Genomic DNA, 16,567 nt, shown 5'->3' with positions numbered 1-16,567 from the left:
ACGACACCGTTGGTAACACTGGGTCGTCGCACTGTCGCGCAGGTGGGGTCAGGCAGGCAGGGTCTTCTCGAACGCGAAGCCGACGAACTCGGCGTCGGGACCGCCGGGCCACGCCGCATCGGAATATCCGGCGCTGCGATAGAGGCCGACGGCCTCCGGCTGACGCGGACCCGTGGTCAGGAACACCCTCCGATACCCGCGCCGCACGGCCTCTGCCTCGAGCTCGGTGAGCACGCGGCGGCTGAGGCCCCGGCGGCGGTGGTCGGGATGCGTCCAAATGCGCTTGAACTCCGCCGTCTGCGCGTCCAGCCGCATGAACGCTCCACCGGCGACGGTCACGCCGTTCTTCTGCACCACGACGAACGCGCCGTGCGGCGCTCGGAACGCCTCGACAGGGTAACGATCGATCTCGACGGATGCCGGCCCGTCGAGCAGGTCGCCGTAGCGGTCGTCGTACTCGCGCTCGAGGTCGTCCAGAATCTCGCGCGCGCGAGCATCCGTAGTCTCGACGTACACGAACGTCAACTCCTCAGTGGGCATTGGGCCCCACCTCCTCCGCCCGCCGATGCTACGGGCAGTGCCCGAGGTATGTCGGGCTGCGCCGCGCGACTCGACCGGCGGACCGGCCGGAGATCAGTAGCTGCGGCCCACGATCGCGACGAGTTCGCTTTCGTCGGCGTCAGCGGCGGGGATCCCGCCGTCTGGCGTCTGCAGGCAGCGCACCGTGACCGCGTGCTCGTTCAGCGCACGCTCGCCGTCTTCGCCGAGCGCCCGCCACGGGATGCGCGCGAACCCGGTCGCCGACGCGTCCATCGCTTCGTCGAAGGTGGAGGCATCCGTCATGCGTTCCTCGAGCCGACGTCGGCCGGACTCGGCCAGGCCGACCTGCATCTCCTCGAGCACGACTGGGATCATCTCGCCGAGTCGCTCGAGGGACACACTCTGCTTCTCGCCGCCGTCACGCCTGGCGATCGTCGCGACTCCCGCATCCAGGTCGCGCGGTCCGATCTCGACGCGAACGGGTACGCCCTTGAGTTCCCAGTCGGTGGCGCGTCGACCGAATCCCTGGTTGGTGCGGTCGTCGAGCCGCGCCCGCACGCCGGCGCGGCTCAGTCTCTGAACGGCATCCGAGGCCGCAGCCAACACCCGTTCGTCGTCGTTGATCGCGAGCACGACAGCTTGGATCGGCGCAATGTGCGGCGGCACGACGAGACCGAGGTCGTCGCCGTGCGACATGATCAGGCCGCCCATCATGCGCGTGCTCGAGCCCCAGGATGTCGTCCAGCACAGCTGCACCTGGCCCGAGGCATCCGTGTAGTCGATGTCGAACGCCCTGGCGAAGTTCTGCCCGAGCTCGTGGCTGGTCGCCATCTGCAGCGCCTTGCCGTCGCCCATCATCGCCTCGCACGTCATGGTGTTGATGGCACCGGCGAAGCGCTCGCGCTTCGTCTTCACGCCGACCAGCACGGGGATCGCCAGCACATCCTGTAGAAACGCGCGGTACACATCCAGATGGATGCGCTGGGCATAGGCCGCGGCATCCTCTCGCGTCGCGTGCGCGGTGTGGCCCTCCTGCCACAGGAACTCGCTCGTGCGCAGGAAGAGGCGGGGCCGCAGCTCCCAGCGCACGACGTTCGCCCATTGGTTCAGCAGCATGGGGAGGTCGCGGTGCGACTGGATCCACTTCGCCATCACCTCGCCGAACAGCGTTTCGCTGGTCGGACGCACGACGACCGGCTCCGTCAGTTCCTTGCCACCGGCGTGGGTGACGACAGCAAGCTCGGGGCTGAAGCCCTCGACGTGCTCCGCCTCGCGCTCCAGGTAGGACTGCGGGATGAACAGCGGCAGGTACACGTTCTCTGCACCGGTCGCCTTGATGCGGATGTCGACCTCCTGCTGCATCCGCTCCCACAGCGAGTACGCATACGGTCGGATGACCATGGTGCCGCGCACCGGACCGTTGTCGGCGAGCTGCGCCTTCTCGAGGACGTCCTGGTACCAGCGGGGGAAGTCGTCCTGTTGCGAGGCGAGGGCACTCGCTCGGGGTTTTGCGGCCATCGGGCCAATTTAGCGGGCTGACGCGATCAGGATTTCACGATAGTGCCGGTCTATCGTGATTTTCCGATCACAATGGCGTATCGTGAAATTCCGATACTAGGGAGATTCGAGATGGCCAGGTACACCGCTCGACTGCACTCGCCCGCGGACTTCGGGCGCGCACTTCAGCAGGCCAGACTTGCACGCGGGATGTCCCAACAGTCGCTGGCCGAAGAACTTGGCCTGCCACAGAGCACAATCAGCGAGTTCGAGACGGGCAAGTCGACGATCTATCTGCGTCGACTGCTGACGCTTGCGAGCGCTACCGGCGTCGAGTTCAACGCAGCGTGGGGAGACGACGATGCGTCTCGCGGTTGAGCTTCACGACACGGTCATCGGAACCATCCAAGGCGACGTGCGCACCTTCGACTTCGTCCCCACGGTCGACGGAATCGAGCGTTTCGGGGTCAACAGTTCAGCACTCTCTGTGGCGATCCCCCTCGTTCCCAAACCGAGACGAGATCACGCGGAACGCCGTCGCAATTGGTTCGCCGAATTGCTGCCTGAAGGCAATCAGTACGACTACATGCTGCAGCAGGCAGGAATCCGCACCGGCGACACGCTCGCGTTCCTAGCAAGATACGGCAGGGATGTTGCGGGTGCACTTCAACTGTGGGACCTCGATGATCCCAGCGAACCGAGGACGCCCGGTCTGAACCCGCTGGCTGATGTCGAGGTACGCGGCCTCCTGCTTGATCCGATCGGCTCGCCGCTCGGCAATTTCCCGGACTCTGGCAAGTCTTCGCTCGGTGGAGTGCAGCCGAAGGTGGTCCTGGTGAGGACGGATGCCGGCTGGGCGCAGTCACTCGGGGGTTACCCGACCACGCACATCCTCAAACCCCGCCTCGACGGCGACATGGCATCCGTGATCTACGACGAGGAATACGGTTCGCGTCTCGCTCGACGTTTGGGCCTGGCTGATTTCGCAACCTCGATCGAGTCGTTCGATGGCTTGCCCACTCTTGTGATCGAGCGGTACGACCGGCTCGACGGCGCGCGAGTGCATCAGGAGGACTTCAGCCAGGCGCTCGGAGCGACCGGCAACGAGAAGTATCAAGAGGTCGGCGGCGTAGTCAGCCTGCAGCGAGTGGCAGAGACTTTGAGGCGAAACGCTCCGGAACAAGATCTCATCCGCCTCGCGCGCATGATCATCCTCGCCGTTGGCATCGGGAACCTCGACATGCACACGAAGAACATCAGCCTCCTCCACCCCGCGGATGGACGCGTAATCCTGGCGCCCGCGTACGACGTGGTCCCGCAGACCCACATGAAGAACGACGGACGGATGGCGCTTGCGATCAATGGGCGTTATCGGCAGGCCGACATCACGCGAGAGGATCTCGCGGCGGAGTTCGGCAAGTGGGGTCTGCGCCGCGCTGACCTCGTCGTCGAAGATACTCTCGAGCAACTCGCAATGATCGTGGATGACGAGGTGGCCACGGAGGGCGCGTACCCGCAGTTGCGGGAGGATGTCTCGGGATTCGTGGGCAATCTACGACACGGACGCGCCGCCGGGCACGGGCACCGCTAGCTCGACCGCCGCCGTCGCCCATCGTCGGCGGCGGACACGAACATCTCGGGTTCGACGCCTTCCAGGAGCACTCCCGGCTTTACACCGAGGGCCCTCGCGATCCGCACCAGGGACTGCACGTTGGGCATCGAGCGCCCACCCTCGTACGCCCGCACGTTCGATGAGTCGATGCCGCTGAGCACCGCGATCTGATCCTGGGTCATGCCCTGACGCTTGCGCTGCTCCGCCATGAGTCCGCCGATGTGGGCGGCGGCAGCGGAGGCGACTCGGGACATCCACTCAGACTCACGTGGCCCCTGCACTGGTGCCAGGGTGTAGGTCACCGGGTACTTGTACGCTCAGAGAATGGCAACAGCACCGAATCGGCCGGAAAGTCTCGTCCGGTCGAAGCAGCGCGTCGCCGACCACGGCGAAGTGTTCACACCGTCGTGGCTCGTCAACGACATGCTCGACCTCGTCAAAGACGAGACCGAGCGGATCGACTCCCGCTTCCTTGAGCCAGCCTGTGGTTCGGGCAACTTCCTCGTGCCGGTCCTGGAACGCAAGCTCGCGGCGGTCCAGGCACGGCACGGTAGGAGCGACTTCGAGAGGCGGCACTACGCGCTCTTCGCACTGATGTGTGTGTACGGCATCGAGTTGCTCGCGGATAACGCAGCGGAGTGCCGAGAGAACCTGCTCGAGACGTTCTCGCGCTTTCTCAAACTCGAACCCGATGACGTCTGGCGGCGCGCGGCGTCTGCGGTGCTCGCTGTCAACATCGTGCAGGGCGACGCACTGAAGATGACGAATGCCTCTGGTGAGCCGATCACCTTCCCCGAGTGGGGTTATCTCGGACGCGGCAAGTACCAGCGACGCGACTTCGGCTACAGCAACCTCACCGAGCGGGCGTCCTTCCAAGGAACTCTCTTCGACGCGTTCGAGGAGCACGAGATCTTCATTCCGGCGCGCACCTATCCGCCGATGTCGATGCAGGAACTCGCGGCATGAGCACCCAGGCCGAATTGCTTCTCGCCCGTCACAACCCGGACGTGCTCACGTGCATCGCAAACCTCTCGAATGACGAGGTGTTCACGCCGCCGGAGTTCGCGAACCGCATGCTCGACACCCTCGCGGACGCCTGGGCGGATGCGAACAACGGAGCCAACATCTGGGCGGACCCTAAGGTCACGTTCCTCGACCCATTCACCAAGTCCGGCGTCTTTCTGCGCGAGATCGTCTCGCGGCTTACCGAAGGCCTCGAGAAGTGGATGCCTGACCTCCAATCCCGCGTCGACCACATCCTGACGAAGCAGGTCTTCGGGATCGGGATCACACGTCTGACCGCGCTGCTCGCCCGGCGCAGCGTGTACTGCTCAAAGGACGCGACTGGACCGCACTCCGTTGCCACGAGCTTCGGCCGCGACTGGGGGAACATCTGGTTCGAGCGGACAGAGCACACGTGGGTCGGCGGACATTTCACGGACAAGCTCGGGCCGGACGGCGACCCCGTGCTTGTCGGACGACGCTGCCGTTTCTGCGGCGCTACCGAGGCGGAGTACGGCCGGAAGTCTGGCCTAGAGACCCACGCCTATGCGTTCATTCACACCGACGACATCAACGCTCGGATCTCCGAGCTATTCGGAGCCGACATGCAGTTCGACGTCATCATCGGAAACCCGCCGTATCAGTTGAGTGACGAGGTGTCCAGCAACACCACAACTCGGATTGTCAGCGCCGTCCCCATCTACGACGAATTCGTCCAGCAGGCCAAGGAACTGCAGCCGCGCTTTCTTAGTCTGATCATCCCGTCACGCTGGATGGCGGGCGGCCGTGGACTCGATACGTTCCGCAAGACGATGCTGTCGGATCGGCACCTTCGAGTTCTTTTCGACTACCCGGACGCGACCGACGTGTTTGGGCAAGGGGTGCGCGTGAGCGGCGGAGTCTGCTACTTCCTGCGCCAAGAGGGATACCTCGGCTCAACTCAAGTAACCACCGTCCGTGGTGACCATGTGAGCGGACCACTCACGCGCAAGCTCGACGAATACGACGTGTTCGTACGAGATGTGGACTCGGTCTCAATCCTGCGGCGAGTGCGCGAGCGGAAAGAGCGCGCTGTCTCGACGATGTTCGTGAGTGGATTCGGGCTGGACACAAACTTTGCGGACTTCCGAGACTCCCGTGATCCCGACGATCTGGTCCTGCATTTGAACGTTGGCGGGATGGGCCACCGACGAGCCATTCGCTACGTTCGTTCGGCCCTGGTCAACAAGGGAAGGAACCTGATCGATGCATGGAAAGTGTTGGTTCCAAGTGCGGCTGGCTACGGGGCTGAGCAGCTGTACGATCGCGTGCTCGGAAAGCCGATCGTCGCGGGCCCCGGTGAAGTCGCTACCGCCACTTATCGGATGATCGGCCCCTTCGATTCCGAAGTACAGGCACGCAACTTCGAGTCGTATTACTCGACGCGATTTTTCCGGTTTCTGGTCTCGCTTCGTAAGGTGACACAACACGCAGCACCGGCAGTCTATTCATGGGTTCCCGTTCAGTCCTGGGATCGCTCGTGGAGAGATGAAGATCTCTACCGGAAGTACGGGATCACCGAAGACGAACAGGCATACATCGGCTCACGCATCCGCGCAGTCGACTGGACTGCGAGAGGCGCCGATGCCGCAGCCGATTGAGGAAATCCTCATTCCCAAGCCCGAGTCCCGCCTCCGCATTTACGCGTACTCGATCGACGACGACGCACACGCCGGCCTCCTCAAGGTGGGCCAGACGACGCGGGATGTGAAGGTCCGCGTGGCGCAGCAACTCAAGACCGCGGCGATCAAGAACTACAAAATCGACCTCGACGAGTCCGCAGTGCGCGACGACGGCACGATCTTCCGCGACTTCGACGTGCGCGCCCGTCTTGTGCAGAAGGGCCTCGAGAACACCGAGCTGGAGTGGATGCGCTGCACGATCGACGACGTTCGCACCGCGATCACGGAACTGCGGACCGGAATCGTGCACCCGGGCATCCATCATGAGACGTTCAAGCCACGCACCGAACAGCGCTCCGCCGTCGACAAGACGTACGACTACTACAAGTCGATCTGGGCCGAGAACGAGGATGCTGTCCCCGAATTCCTGTGGAACGCCAAGATGCGCTTCGGCAAGACTTTCACCGCGTACCAACTCGCCAAACGGATGAAGGCCAGGCGCATCCTCGTCGTCACGTTCAAGCCGGCGGTCGAGGATGCCTGGAAGAGCGACCTCGAGACTCATGTGGATTTCGATGGCTGGCAGTACATCTCCCGCGAGTCGGGCGGCGATCCCGCCAAGGCCGATCCTGAACGCCCGCTCGTGTTCTTCGGCTCGTTCCAAGATCTCCTCGGCAAGGACAAGGCTGGCAACTTCAAGGCGAAGCACTTGTGGCTCACCGAGTTGCAGTGGGATCTCGTGGTCTTCGATGAGTACCACTTCGGCGCGTGGCGCGACACCGCCAAGGAGCTGTTCGAAGGCGAGGATGCCACGGCCGAGAAGAAGGAGCTCGAGCAGGAATTCAGCCAGAATCTCGAGACGTTTGCGGAGGAGATCGAGGAACTCGGCAACGACGAGGATGCCTTCATCCCGATCAAGGCCAGCGCCTACCTCTATCTCTCAGGCACTCCGTTCAAGGCACTCGCCACAGGACGCTTCATCGAAGAGCAGATCTTCAACTGGACCTACACCGACGAGCAGCGCGCCAAGGCGGAGTTCGCGGCGAAGCATCCCGAAACGGATGGCGAGACGGTCTGGAACCCCTACGCCGCTCTGCCAGAGATGCGGTTGCTGACCTACCAGATGCCGGATGAACTCGTCTCCATCGCGCATCAGGGTGAGTTCGACGAGTTCGATCTCAACGCGTTCTTCGAAGCTAAGGGCGACGGTGCTGCCGCGGAGTTCGTGCACAAGGATGACGTACAAAAGTGGCTCGATATCATCCGGGGCTCCTACCTCCCTACGCAGGTCGACGCGTTGAAGGTCGGAACCAAGCCGCCGTTCCCGTACTCGGATGTTCGGCTGCTGCCCTACCTGCAGCATTCGCTCTGGATGCTGCCGCGGCAGGCATCCTGCGCTGCCATGGCGAACCTGCTGGCCGAGAAGCAGAACGTCTTCTGGCACGACTACACCATCGTGAACGTGTCAGCCCCGAATGTCGGGATCGGTCTCGATGCGCTGCCACCAGTCCGCAAGGCGATCGGCAACGGTTTCGACACCAAGACCATCACTCTCACGGTGGGCAAGCTCACCACCGGAGTCACGGTGCCGCAGTGGTCGTCGATCCTGATGCTGCGAAATCTGAAAGCGCCCGAGACGTACTTCCAGGCAGCCTTCCGCGTGCAGTCTCCGTGGTCGATCAAGAACCCGAATGGCGACGACCCGAACGAGGAGGAGATCCTCAAGCCGGTCTGCTTCGTGTTCGACTTCGCTCCGACGCGAGCGCTCCGTCAAATTAGTGAGTACGGCACAGGGCTTGCACCCGACGATCCGAACCCGGAGCACGCCGTCGCGGAACTCGTCAGCTTCCTCCCGGTTCTCGCCTATGACGGGTCGAACATGACGCAGGTGGATGCCGGCGGCATCCTCGACATCGCCATGGCAGGTACGTCGGCCACACTCCTCGCTCGCAAGTGGGAATCGGCGATTCTCGTCAATGTCGACAACGACACGTTGAAGAAGATCATGGCGAGCGAGGCGGCGATGGCCGCGGTCATGAACATCGAGGGATTCCGCGCACTCGGCTCATCGATCTTCGAGACCGTCGTCAACAAGAGCGAATCGGTGTCTGAGACCAAGAAGTCCAAGGGTGATGACATCACTGCGAAGGACAAGAAGGAACTCTCGGACGAGGAGAAAGAGTTCAAGAAGGGCCGCAAGGCAATCCAGGAGAAGCTGATCAAGTTCGCGACGCGAATCCCCGCGTTCATGTACCTCACGGATTTTCGCGAGAACACGCTTCAGGACGTCATTACCAAGCTCGAGCCTGATCTGTTCAAGGCCGTGACCGGCCTGACGGTGGCTGACTTCAACTTGCTGGTGTCGCTCGGGGTGTTCAACGCGGGTCACATGAACCAAGCCGTCTTCGCCTTCCGCCGCTACGAAGACGCTTCGCTCTCTTACACGGGTATCTCCTCGCATAAGGGACTGCGGCGCTACGGGCTTTACGACACCGTGGTCGCAGTTGAAGAGAGCGTCTGACAAGCGAAGTCCCCAACGCCTCACCCACCACGCAACAACGACACCTGAAACGGCCGCAACTCGCCACGCGCGAATCCCTCGGCGATCGTCGGGTCGGCATCCATGAAAGCGCGCGCGGCATCTTCGTCGTCCGCTTCGTACACGCAGATGCCCGTGTTCACATGCCCGAGCGTGGGACCGACCAGGATGATGCTCCCCTTCGCGAACTCGCGCTGAAGACGCTCCCAGTGTCTTGCCCAGACCTCCTGCTCGGCCTGCGTCATCGTGGCGGCGAAGTCGTCGCGCGGGGGATGGATGAAGTAGATCCAGGCACTCATGCCCACATCATCGTCGACAGGCATCCGCGACGATAGGGCCGCCCCGGGTACGCCGTCGTCGGGTAGGTATTCAGTGCACCGGCTCGACCGTGTGCTGGTGCGCGGCCTCGGCGTCCTCGAACTGTCCGTCCGTGAGCTTGAGTGCGAGCCGCCCGTGCGCGAACGCCCCGCCTGCCTTGAGCGCCGCGGCCACCCAGGCTGCTTCAGCCAATTCGCCCCGTGACGCGCCGGCCTTCACGGCATTCGCACTGTGCCCGTCGATGCAATACGCGCACTGCGTGGTGATGGCGACCGCGACAGCGATCAGTTCGCGGTACTTCAGTGGGATCTCCCGGTTCTTCGTGGCGAAAACCGCGGCGTTGAAATCGTTGAACGACGAAAGGATGTCCGGCGTCTCGCTCTTGTAGATCCGGGTGTACTGCTTGTCGTCGGTGTCGAAGTACGTAGTCATGCCCTGTTCCTATCAAGCAGCGCCCGACCGAGCCGCCGTGCGACGAAGTGTGTCCGCGGCGCATAAGCGGGCGACGCCGGATGTCAGCAACGGGACCGTGCATCGGCCCACTCGAACGGGGTTCTACCGACACACCCGGTCCTGCAGGAGCATGATCATCGACCGTCCGAATTGCCCAATATACTTTGTTAAGGTAAGTAATATCCGGACGGATGGTGCACATGACTCGCCGACTCAAGGGCGCTTCGTCCGCCGATACGCGCAGCGCCATCCTCGATCTCATCCGCTCCAGCGGGCAGGTGAGTCGCATCGAGCTCTCCGAGAAGTCCGGACTCACCGAGGCGACGATCTCCAAGATCGTGCGCGCGCTCATCGTCGACGGCCTGGTCGTCGAAGCCGGTTTCGCAGAGTCGACCGGCGGCAAACGTCCGGTGCTGCTGGAGTTGAACACGGCATCCCGTTATGCGCTCGGCGTCTCCCTCGACTACGCCCGCATCTCGCTTGTGCTGTGCAACATCAGCGGCAATGTCCTGCACAGTCACGCGGTCCCGGGAGCCGGACGCAGCAAGCCTCAGACCGTCATCGACCGGGTCGCCCGCGAGATCGGCAAGTTCCTCGACAAGCACGGTATCGACCGCAGCGACGTGATCGGCATCGGCGTCTCCGGCGCCGGACGCCTGGATGCCTCGGGCGGGGTCCTCCGATCGTCCCGCCAAACCGGCGAGTGGGAAGAGTTCGCGATCGAGGCCGCCCTCTGCGAGGCGACGGGCATGCCGGTCATCCTGGAGAACGACGCCAATTGCGCCGCGCTCGGCGAATTCTGGTCGGGGCGCGTCTCGACCGCCCACGACTTCGCAACCATCTACATGGCCACCGGTATCGGCTGCGGGCTCGTCATCAACGGCGACGTCTATCGCGGCGCCTCCTCGAACGCAGGCGAGATCGGGCATCTGTCGCTCGACATCGACGGCCCGGAGTGCTTCTGCGGCTCCCACGGATGCCTCGAGGTGATGGCAACGCCGGCCGCGGTCGTACGCAACGCACGAGACGACCGCGCACTCTGGGAGCGCCTCGGGTTGCAGGAGCGTGAGGGCGAGGATGTCCGCACCTCTTTTGCAACGATCGCCGCGGCTGCGATGAGCGGCGATGAATCCGCCGAATCGCTCGTGCGCCGCTCCGCGCAGTACGTCGCCACCGCCGTGCTCGGGCTCACGAACATCTTCGACCTCGACCGCATCTATCTGGCCGGTCCGGGCTTTGCGACGGCCGGTCCGATCTACCTCGGGGTGGTGCGCGACGTGCTCGAACGCACCGCGTTCATGCGCAAGGTGCACTCCGTTGCGGTGGAAATGGGGGAGACGGGGCCGGGCGCGGCGGCGCGGGGCGCGGCGTCCGTCGTGCTGCACAGCCACCTGACCCCGCACCACCTGCGCGGCTGAAAGCCAGCCCTACACAGCCTCGACCGCGCCGGTCAGGAACTCTCGTAGCCATTCTCCACTCGACTTCACCGTGCGCTTCTGGGTTTCGTAGTCCACGTACACCAAGCCGAACCGCCGCGAGAGGCCGAACGCCCACTCCCAGTTGTCCATCAGCGACCAGCAGAAGTAGCCGCGCAACGGCAGACCGCGATGCAACGCCTCGGCGCAGGCATCCACGTGCAGGCGCAGATACTCCGTGCGCCCCGGATCGTCGACGGACCCGTCGGGAGCGACCGTGTCGGCGTACGCCGAGCCGTTCTCGGTCACGTAGAGCGGCAGCTCCGGTGCGTAGGCGTGCGCCTGCTCGAGCACATCGAGCAGGCCATCGGGGTGGATCTCCCACCCCATCTGCGTACGGTCCGCACCGGTGTCGACGAACCTCACCGATTCGCTGCCCGGGTTCGCGCTCGCAGCACCACTCGCATCCGCAGCGCCCGCTGCGGTCGTGTGACGGCTGTAGTAGTTCACGCCGAGAAAGTCGATCGGCGCCGCGATCTCGAGCGCATCGGATGCCGGCTGCTCCTCGAACCACGCGCGCTCGCCTAGATCGTCGAGCACGTCGACCGGGTACTCACCGGCCAGCACCGGCTCGAGGAACAGCCGGTTCTGCAGCCCGTCGATGCGCCGCGCGGCGTCGACGTCGGCCTCCGATTCGGACGCCGGTCTGATCGAGTACAGGTTCAGCGTGATGCCGACGGATGCCTCCGGCCGCTCCTCACGAATGGCCGCGACCGCCTTGCCGTGCCCCAGCAACAGGTGATGGGCGGCGTGCGACGCCTTGCTCCCCGTGCGACGTCCTGGCGCGTGCACGCCTGAGGCGTAGCCGAGGAACGCCGAGCACCACGGCTCATTCAGCGTGATCCAGTCGGTGACCAGGTCGCCGAGCTCGCGCGCGGCGATGCGGGCATATCCGGCGAAGGCATCCGCCGTGTCGCGAACCAGCCAGCCGCCGGCATCCTCCAGCTCCTGCGGCAGATCCCAGTGGTACAAGGTGGCGTACGGTCGGATGCCTCGCTCGAGCAGCGCCGACGCGAGGGCTCGGTAGAAGGCGAGACCCTCCTGGCTTACGGTGTCGCCGCCGTTCGGCAGCAGCCGGGTCCACGAGATCGAGAATCGGTACGAGTTGACGCCGAGAGATGCCATCAAGTCGGCGTCCTCGATGAACCGGCGATAGTGCTCGTCGGCCACATCGCCCGTCGTTCCGTCCGCGATCGCACCGGGCACGCGAGCGAACGTGTCCCAGATGCTCGGCGTGCGGCCACCCTCTGCTGCCGCGCCCTCCACCTGGTACGCCGCGGTGGCCGTGCCCCAGGCGAAGTCGGCGGGGAAGCCCGCGCGCGTGCTCACGCGGAGACCTCCGCCGAACGCGGCGCCCAGTCCTTCGACGGCGCGAACCAGTCCGATCCGGCGTTCTCGGTGAGGGCGATCAGCACGTCGTCGGGTTTGATGCCGATGTCGACGATGTTCCCGATCACGGCGTCATACATGCGTTGCTTGTCCTCCGGCTGGTAGATGTTCGCCAGCAGGATCTGGATGTAGACGATGTCGGTGCGGGCGGCATCCGGGAAGGTCGGCGTGTAGATCAGGTCGCCGTGTTCGTGCAAACGGAAGATCTGGAATAGATCGTCGGCGGGCATCGGCAGCCCGGTGACGAGTCCGTCGTGGATGGCGCGGCTCAGCGCCTCGCGCTTGTCGGCGAGGTCGGCGTGCAGGTCGACGCGGACGAGTGGCATGAGTGTCTCCTTCGATGGTGCGGTGGATATCGGTCGGGAAGGCCGAGCGGCCGGGAAGCGGCGAGCGGATGCCGTCGGCTCAGCCGCGCACGTCGAGCCAGTTGTCGGGCGATGGTCTCAACGAGTCGAGCTCGACCCAGAAGTCGTCGGGCAACTCGACCCGAGTGGACCGCACGATCGCGTCGATGCGGTCTGGTTTGCTGAACCCGACGACGGTCGTGTCGATCAAGGGATCGCGCAGGGACGCCTGGAGCGCCACGGTCGCCAGGTCGGTGCCGTGCTGCCGTGCCAGTTCGTCCATCGACGCGATCGCCGTCAGAGTGGCCGGGCGCACGGGGCGATACCCGTACGAGGTGTTTCCGCCTCGAGGATTCGCGAGGATCCCACCCCCGTAGATCGCGGCGTTGACGACGGCGACTCCACGCTCGTGGGCGTCGAGCACGAGCTGCTCCGCGCTGTGGTCGACGAGCGTCCACCTGTTGTGAATGAGCAGCGCCTCGAAGACACCGAGCGCGAGATACCGCGTCATCGCATGCACATCGCCGCCTGCCACCCCGACGTGGCCGATCACCCCTTCGTCACGAAGCCGCACGAGTGTGTCGACTGCACCACCGGGCGCTGTCATGGCATCGAAGTCGTGGAACTCCGGGTCGTGCAGGTGCACCATCGGCAAGGGAGCGATGCCGAGCCGCTCACTGCTCTCCGACACGGATGCCCGCACCCGCTCGCCCGAGTAGTCTCCGTTCAACGCGTCGACCTTGGTGATCACGAGCGCGTCGTCCGGAAGTCCGCCGAACGCCGTGATGCCCGCCCCGATGCGTTGCTCGCTCGCGCCGCCCGAGTACCCGTTCGCGGTGTCGATGGTGCGGATCGGGCTCGCAAGGATGTCACGGACAAGGGCCACGGCGTCCGCTTCGGCGACCTCGTAGCCGAAGTTCTCCGGCATGCTGCCCAACGGCCCTCCGCCCGCCGTGACGGCCGACACCCTCAGGCCCGTCGAGCCGAGCGTCCGTATCCAGCCGTCGCTGTCCGGGGTCACGGGCGAACTCACGGTCACCCGGCCACCGTGTACGTGAAACCGTCCGCATCGGCGTAGATCGTGCCGTCCGCGCCGTCACCGACGGAGGCGTCGCCGACGGGAGCACCGGTCAGACGGGCGGCGACGTAGCCGGGAGCATCCGTCTGCGGCGCGCGCAGCTCCTTGGGCGCCTGATAGGTGAACACCTCGAGCACGGTGTCACCGCCCTTGAGGTAGTCGATGCGAAAACCCCGGGTGTCGTGCGGCTGAAGGATCGTGCCGTGGTGACGGAAGTCGAACGTGCTGTAGTGATCGCGCGTCGCCTCGAAGTCGTCGACGGTGAGCGCGACGTGATCGAATCTCGGCCGCTCGGGAACGCCCAGCGCATATTCGGCGGCGACGAGCTCCTCGTCAACGACGGTGTTGTACTTCAGGTCGCGCTCGACGAGTTCGAGAAGCGTGCCGTCGGGGTCGAAGAAGAACGTGATGCGCACATCGCCCTCCGCCTCGAGCGGGTCGAGATGGAAGGGCACTCCGGCGTCGCGCAAGCGTTCGGCAAGGGCATCCAGGCCGCTCACCTTGAACCCCACGTGGCGGAAACCGCGCTGCAAGTCGTCGGTCGTCCAGGTCGAGTCCTCGTCGGATCCCGCTCGCACGAGTTCGATCGTCGCGGTCACGACGTCGAGCACAGCGCGGTCCCCGGTCGGCTCACTGACCGGCACCGCGGCGAGGAAGTCGCGGTAGAACTCGAACGATCGCGCGACGTCGGCGACGTTCAGCTGGATGTTCTCAATGGGCATGCTGGTTCTCCTGTCGGTGGTGCTGCCGGCCGCAGTGGTCGGCGATGGTGGATGCCTGTGATCTGTCAGGTGGCTGGACCGGCCGCGGGGCGATCAGTTCTTGACCGCCCCGAGAGTCATGCCGGCGACGAACTGGCGCTGCATCCAGACGTAGACGAGCACCACGGGAACGATTGACATGGTCAGGCCGGCGCACAGCGTCGGCCAGTCGGTCTGGTACTGCCCCACCAGGCCGAACAGCACAGGCTGCAACGGCAACTCATCGGTGTTCTGAAGCACCGTGTTCGCATAGATGAACTCGTTCCAGGTCTGCAGGAACTGGAAGATGATCACGGTCGCGAGTCCGGGTCGCGCCAGCGGCAGCACAATGCGCCAGAAGATGGCGAACTCGCCTGCTCCGTCGATGCGCGCCGCCTGCGTCAGCTCGTCGGGCAGGGTTTCGAAGAACGCTCGCATGAGGAACATCGAGAACGGTGCGGAGCTGGACACGTAGAGCACGACCAGCCCGATCTGGGTGTTCAGCAGCCCGAGGTTCTTCAGCTGCAAATAGAGCGGGATGATCAGCGATGTCGACGGCATCATCAGAGTCGCCAGAAGCAGCACGTAGATGACGTTCTTGAACGGGAACCGCAACTTCGCGAACGCATAGCCCGCCAGCGACGCGAAGACCACCACGCCGAGCACTGTCGCCAAGGTGATCCAGAGGCTGTTGGCGAAATGCAGTCCGAAGTCCGTGGAGTTCCAGGCTCGTGCGTAAGCGGAGAACGAGATCGATGTCGGCCAGAAGCCACCGGTGAACACGGTGTTCGCCGGCCTGATCGAGGTGAGGACCAGCCAGATGAGCGGGAAGATCGTGAACGCGGCGATCGCGAGAAGGATGAAGGCCACGAACGAGCGCCCCACAGGGAACCGCCTGCGCGACCTCGCCTCCCTCGACCGTACCGACGAGGCCGACCCTGTGCGTGATGCGATGGATGTCACCGGCTCGCCCTCCTCGACAGCACGATCTGTACCAGCACGGCGGCGCCGCAGAGCAGCATCACGACGACACTGAACGCGCTGCCGTAGCCGAGCTGCGGAATGGATCCGGCTGTCGATCCGAACGCGAGGCTGTACAGATAGGTGCCGAACACTTCGGATGCGTGGTTCGGCCCGCCTGCCGTCATCACGTAGATGAGGTCGAAGACCTTGAACCCGTTCATCAGGTTGAGGCTGATCACGATGGCGGTCACCACCCGCAGGCTTGGCACCGTGACGTACCAGAACTGCTGCCAGCGGCTCGCACCGTCGACCTGCGCCGCCTCGTAGTAGGTCGGATCGACCCCCTGGATGCCCGCGAAGAAGATCAGCATGTTCATACCGACCGCGCCCCACAGCGAGACCACCATGATCGAGGGCATCACGAGAGCGGGATCGGACAGCCAGTGCTGCTGCCACGCGCCGAGCCCGATCGACTTCAAGAGGTTGTTCAGTGTGCCGAGATTCGGATCGTAGATGAGCTTCCACAGCACGCCCGAGACGACGAACGAGATGATGCCCGGAATGAACAGAAGAGTGCGCACGACCACGCTCAGCCCGCGCCACACGGCACTGAGCAGCACGGCGATCACGAGCGGGATCGCCGTCTGCAGAACGGTGGTGATCACCGCGAACAGGATGGTGTTCCAGAACGCAGTCGCGGCGACCGGGTCGCTGAACATGCGTGCGTAGTTGTCGAGGCCGATCAGGCTCGGGGAGCCGAAACCGCTCCATCTGGTGAAGCTGAGGTAGATGGCGAAAATGATCGGCCACCCGACGAACAGCGCGAAGAGCACCGTGATGGGCACGACGAAGCCATACCCTGCGATGCGCTCCGAGCGCTGCAGCTTCCAGAGGCCCGCACCGGGCCGCGACGATCGTCGCGTCCCGACGCGCACTGTCGATGACGAAGTGCTCAT

At 64.4% G+C, this 16,567-nt stretch carries 17 protein-coding genes; 6 read left to right on the top strand and 11 right to left on the bottom strand.

Translation table 11 applies throughout. The features are described 5' to 3' along the window. Positions 1-48 precede the first annotated feature (48 nt). A complete protein-coding gene (locus tag MJ603_RS02125) occupies positions 49-540 on the bottom strand; it encodes a GNAT family N-acetyltransferase (RefSeq protein ID WP_243062011.1) in 492 nt (163 codons plus the stop codon). 93 nt (positions 541-633) lie between these two features. Further along, positions 634-2,058 carry a proline--tRNA ligase gene (gene proS / locus MJ603_RS02120; protein ID WP_243062010.1) on the bottom strand — a complete coding sequence of 475 codons (1,425 nt, stop codon included), beginning with the start codon at positions 2,056-2,058 and terminating at the stop codon, positions 634-636. A 111-nt stretch (positions 2,059-2,169) separates the two neighbouring features. On the opposite strand from proS, the gene MJ603_RS02115 reads away from it, so the two are divergent. After that, a complete protein-coding gene (locus MJ603_RS02115) occupies positions 2,170-2,415 on the top strand; it encodes a helix-turn-helix domain-containing protein (protein ID WP_243062009.1) in 246 nt (81 codons plus the stop codon). Next, the gene (locus tag MJ603_RS02110) at positions 2,399-3,628 is read left to right on the top strand and encodes a type II toxin-antitoxin system HipA family toxin (RefSeq protein WP_243062008.1); all 1,230 of its coding nucleotides are present in this window, start codon (positions 2,399-2,401) and stop codon (positions 3,626-3,628) included. The genes MJ603_RS02115 and MJ603_RS02110 overlap by 17 nt, the downstream gene beginning before the upstream one ends. Here MJ603_RS02110 and MJ603_RS02105 read toward each other — a convergent pair. Then, positions 3,625-3,903: a helix-turn-helix domain-containing protein gene (locus tag MJ603_RS02105; RefSeq protein WP_243062007.1), complete on the bottom strand. Its 279-nt coding sequence runs from the start codon at positions 3,901-3,903 to the stop codon at positions 3,625-3,627. The two genes, MJ603_RS02110 and MJ603_RS02105, sit on opposite strands and share 4 nt — an antisense overlap. A 70-nt stretch (positions 3,904-3,973) precedes the next feature. Here MJ603_RS02105 and MJ603_RS02100 point away from each other — a divergent pair, with 70 nt between their 5' ends. Genes MJ603_RS02100 through MJ603_RS02090 form a run of 3 tightly spaced genes read left to right on the top strand, consistent with a single transcriptional unit; the run spans position 3,974 to position 8,833 of the window. Next, entirely contained in the window at positions 3,974-4,615 is a 642-nt protein-coding gene (locus MJ603_RS02100) for an N-6 DNA methylase (protein WP_243062006.1), read from the top strand. After that, positions 4,612-6,291: an Eco57I restriction-modification methylase domain-containing protein gene (locus tag MJ603_RS02095; protein WP_243062005.1), complete on the top strand. Its 1,680-nt coding sequence runs from the start codon at positions 4,612-4,614 to the stop codon at positions 6,289-6,291. The genes MJ603_RS02100 and MJ603_RS02095 overlap by 4 nt, the downstream gene beginning before the upstream one ends. Next, positions 6,275-8,833 (top strand): DEAD/DEAH box helicase family protein, encoded by a 2,559-nt coding sequence (locus MJ603_RS02090; protein ID WP_243062004.1) that lies wholly within the window; start codon positions 6,275-6,277, stop codon positions 8,831-8,833. The genes MJ603_RS02095 and MJ603_RS02090 overlap by 17 nt, the downstream gene beginning before the upstream one ends. 20 nt (positions 8,834-8,853) lie before the next feature. Here MJ603_RS02090 and MJ603_RS02085 read toward each other — a convergent pair whose 3' ends face one another. Continuing rightward, entirely contained in the window at positions 8,854-9,150 is a 297-nt protein-coding gene (locus MJ603_RS02085; RefSeq protein ID WP_243062003.1) for a YciI family protein, read from the bottom strand. 70 nt (positions 9,151-9,220) lie between these two features. Continuing rightward, positions 9,221-9,601: a carboxymuconolactone decarboxylase family protein gene (locus MJ603_RS02080; protein ID WP_243062002.1), complete on the bottom strand. Its 381-nt coding sequence runs from the start codon at positions 9,599-9,601 to the stop codon at positions 9,221-9,223. A gap of 221 nt (positions 9,602-9,822) precedes the next feature. Between MJ603_RS02080 and MJ603_RS02075 the strand changes: the two genes are divergently transcribed. After that, the gene (locus MJ603_RS02075; RefSeq protein ID WP_243062001.1) at positions 9,823-11,040 is read left to right on the top strand and encodes an ROK family transcriptional regulator; all 1,218 of its coding nucleotides are present in this window, start codon (positions 9,823-9,825) and stop codon (positions 11,038-11,040) included. A 9-nt stretch (positions 11,041-11,049) separates the two neighbouring features. Here MJ603_RS02075 and MJ603_RS02070 read toward each other — a convergent pair whose 3' ends face one another. The 6 genes from MJ603_RS02070 to MJ603_RS02045 all read right to left on the bottom strand — a co-directional run bounded on the left by MJ603_RS02070 (position 11,050) and on the right by MJ603_RS02045 (position 16,567). After that, complete coding sequence (locus tag MJ603_RS02070; protein WP_243062000.1) at positions 11,050-12,426, bottom strand: GH1 family beta-glucosidase; 1,377 nt, start codon at positions 12,424-12,426, stop codon at positions 11,050-11,052. Further along, a complete protein-coding gene (locus MJ603_RS02065) occupies positions 12,423-12,812 on the bottom strand; it encodes a tautomerase family protein (protein WP_243061999.1) in 390 nt (129 codons plus the stop codon). The genes MJ603_RS02070 and MJ603_RS02065 overlap by 4 nt, the downstream gene beginning before the upstream one ends. Positions 12,813-12,891: 79 nt before the next feature. Further along, positions 12,892-13,869 carry an aldo/keto reductase gene (locus tag MJ603_RS02060; RefSeq protein WP_243061998.1) on the bottom strand — a complete coding sequence of 326 codons (978 nt, stop codon included), beginning with the start codon at positions 13,867-13,869 and terminating at the stop codon, positions 12,892-12,894. Further along, positions 13,866-14,630, bottom strand: coding sequence for a VOC family protein (locus tag MJ603_RS02055; protein WP_243061997.1), 765 nt, complete (start codon positions 14,628-14,630; stop codon positions 13,866-13,868). The genes MJ603_RS02060 and MJ603_RS02055 overlap by 4 nt, the downstream gene beginning before the upstream one ends. Before the next feature lie 93 nt (positions 14,631-14,723). After that, the gene (locus tag MJ603_RS02050; protein WP_243061996.1) at positions 14,724-15,611 is read right to left on the bottom strand and encodes a carbohydrate ABC transporter permease; all 888 of its coding nucleotides are present in this window, start codon (positions 15,609-15,611) and stop codon (positions 14,724-14,726) included. After that, positions 15,608-16,567, bottom strand: a complete 960-nt coding sequence (locus tag MJ603_RS02045; RefSeq protein WP_243061995.1) for a carbohydrate ABC transporter permease — start codon at positions 16,565-16,567, stop codon at positions 15,608-15,610. Before MJ603_RS02045 ends, MJ603_RS02050 begins: the two co-directional genes overlap by 4 nt.

Origin of the sequence: Humibacter sp. RRB41, assembly GCF_022761015.1 — a bacterium.
Lineage (GTDB): Bacteria > Actinomycetota > Actinomycetes > Actinomycetales > Microbacteriaceae > Humibacter.
Note: the sequence above shows the minus strand (reverse complement) of the source record. Positions and strands in the feature narration are given on the sequence as shown.

Excerpts from the sequence above, each read along its gene's own strand:
- MJ603_RS02055 (WP_243061997.1), bottom strand. The coding sequence starts at position 14,630 with ATGCCCATTGAGAACATCCAGCTGAACGTCGCCGACGTCGCGCGATCG.
- MJ603_RS02090 (WP_243062004.1), top strand. The coding sequence starts at position 6,275 with ATGCCGCAGCCGATTGAGGAAATCCTCATTCCCAAGCCCGAGTCCCGC.
- MJ603_RS02075 (WP_243062001.1), top strand. The coding sequence starts at position 9,823 with ATGACTCGCCGACTCAAGGGCGCTTCGTCCGCCGATACGCGCAGCGCC.
- proS (WP_243062010.1), bottom strand. The coding sequence starts at position 2,058 with ATGGCCGCAAAACCCCGAGCGAGTGCCCTCGCCTCGCAACAGGACGAC.
- MJ603_RS02125 (WP_243062011.1), bottom strand. The coding sequence starts at position 540 with ATGCCCACTGAGGAGTTGACGTTCGTGTACGTCGAGACTACGGATGCT.
- MJ603_RS02110 (WP_243062008.1), top strand. The coding sequence starts at position 2,399 with ATGCGTCTCGCGGTTGAGCTTCACGACACGGTCATCGGAACCATCCAA.
- MJ603_RS02085 (WP_243062003.1), bottom strand. The coding sequence starts at position 9,150 with ATGAGTGCCTGGATCTACTTCATCCATCCCCCGCGCGACGACTTCGCC.
- MJ603_RS02115 (WP_243062009.1), top strand. The coding sequence starts at position 2,170 with ATGGCCAGGTACACCGCTCGACTGCACTCGCCCGCGGACTTCGGGCGC.
- MJ603_RS02100 (WP_243062006.1), top strand. The coding sequence starts at position 3,974 with ATGGCAACAGCACCGAATCGGCCGGAAAGTCTCGTCCGGTCGAAGCAG.
- MJ603_RS02095 (WP_243062005.1), top strand. The coding sequence starts at position 4,612 with ATGAGCACCCAGGCCGAATTGCTTCTCGCCCGTCACAACCCGGACGTG.
- MJ603_RS02045 (WP_243061995.1), bottom strand. The coding sequence starts at position 16,567 with ATGAGCACTTCGTCATCGACAGTGCGCGTCGGGACGCGACGATCGTCG.
- MJ603_RS02065 (WP_243061999.1), bottom strand. The coding sequence starts at position 12,812 with ATGCCACTCGTCCGCGTCGACCTGCACGCCGACCTCGCCGACAAGCGC.
- MJ603_RS02105 (WP_243062007.1), bottom strand. The coding sequence starts at position 3,903 with ATGTCCCGAGTCGCCTCCGCTGCCGCCGCCCACATCGGCGGACTCATG.
- MJ603_RS02080 (WP_243062002.1), bottom strand. The coding sequence starts at position 9,601 with ATGACTACGTACTTCGACACCGACGACAAGCAGTACACCCGGATCTAC.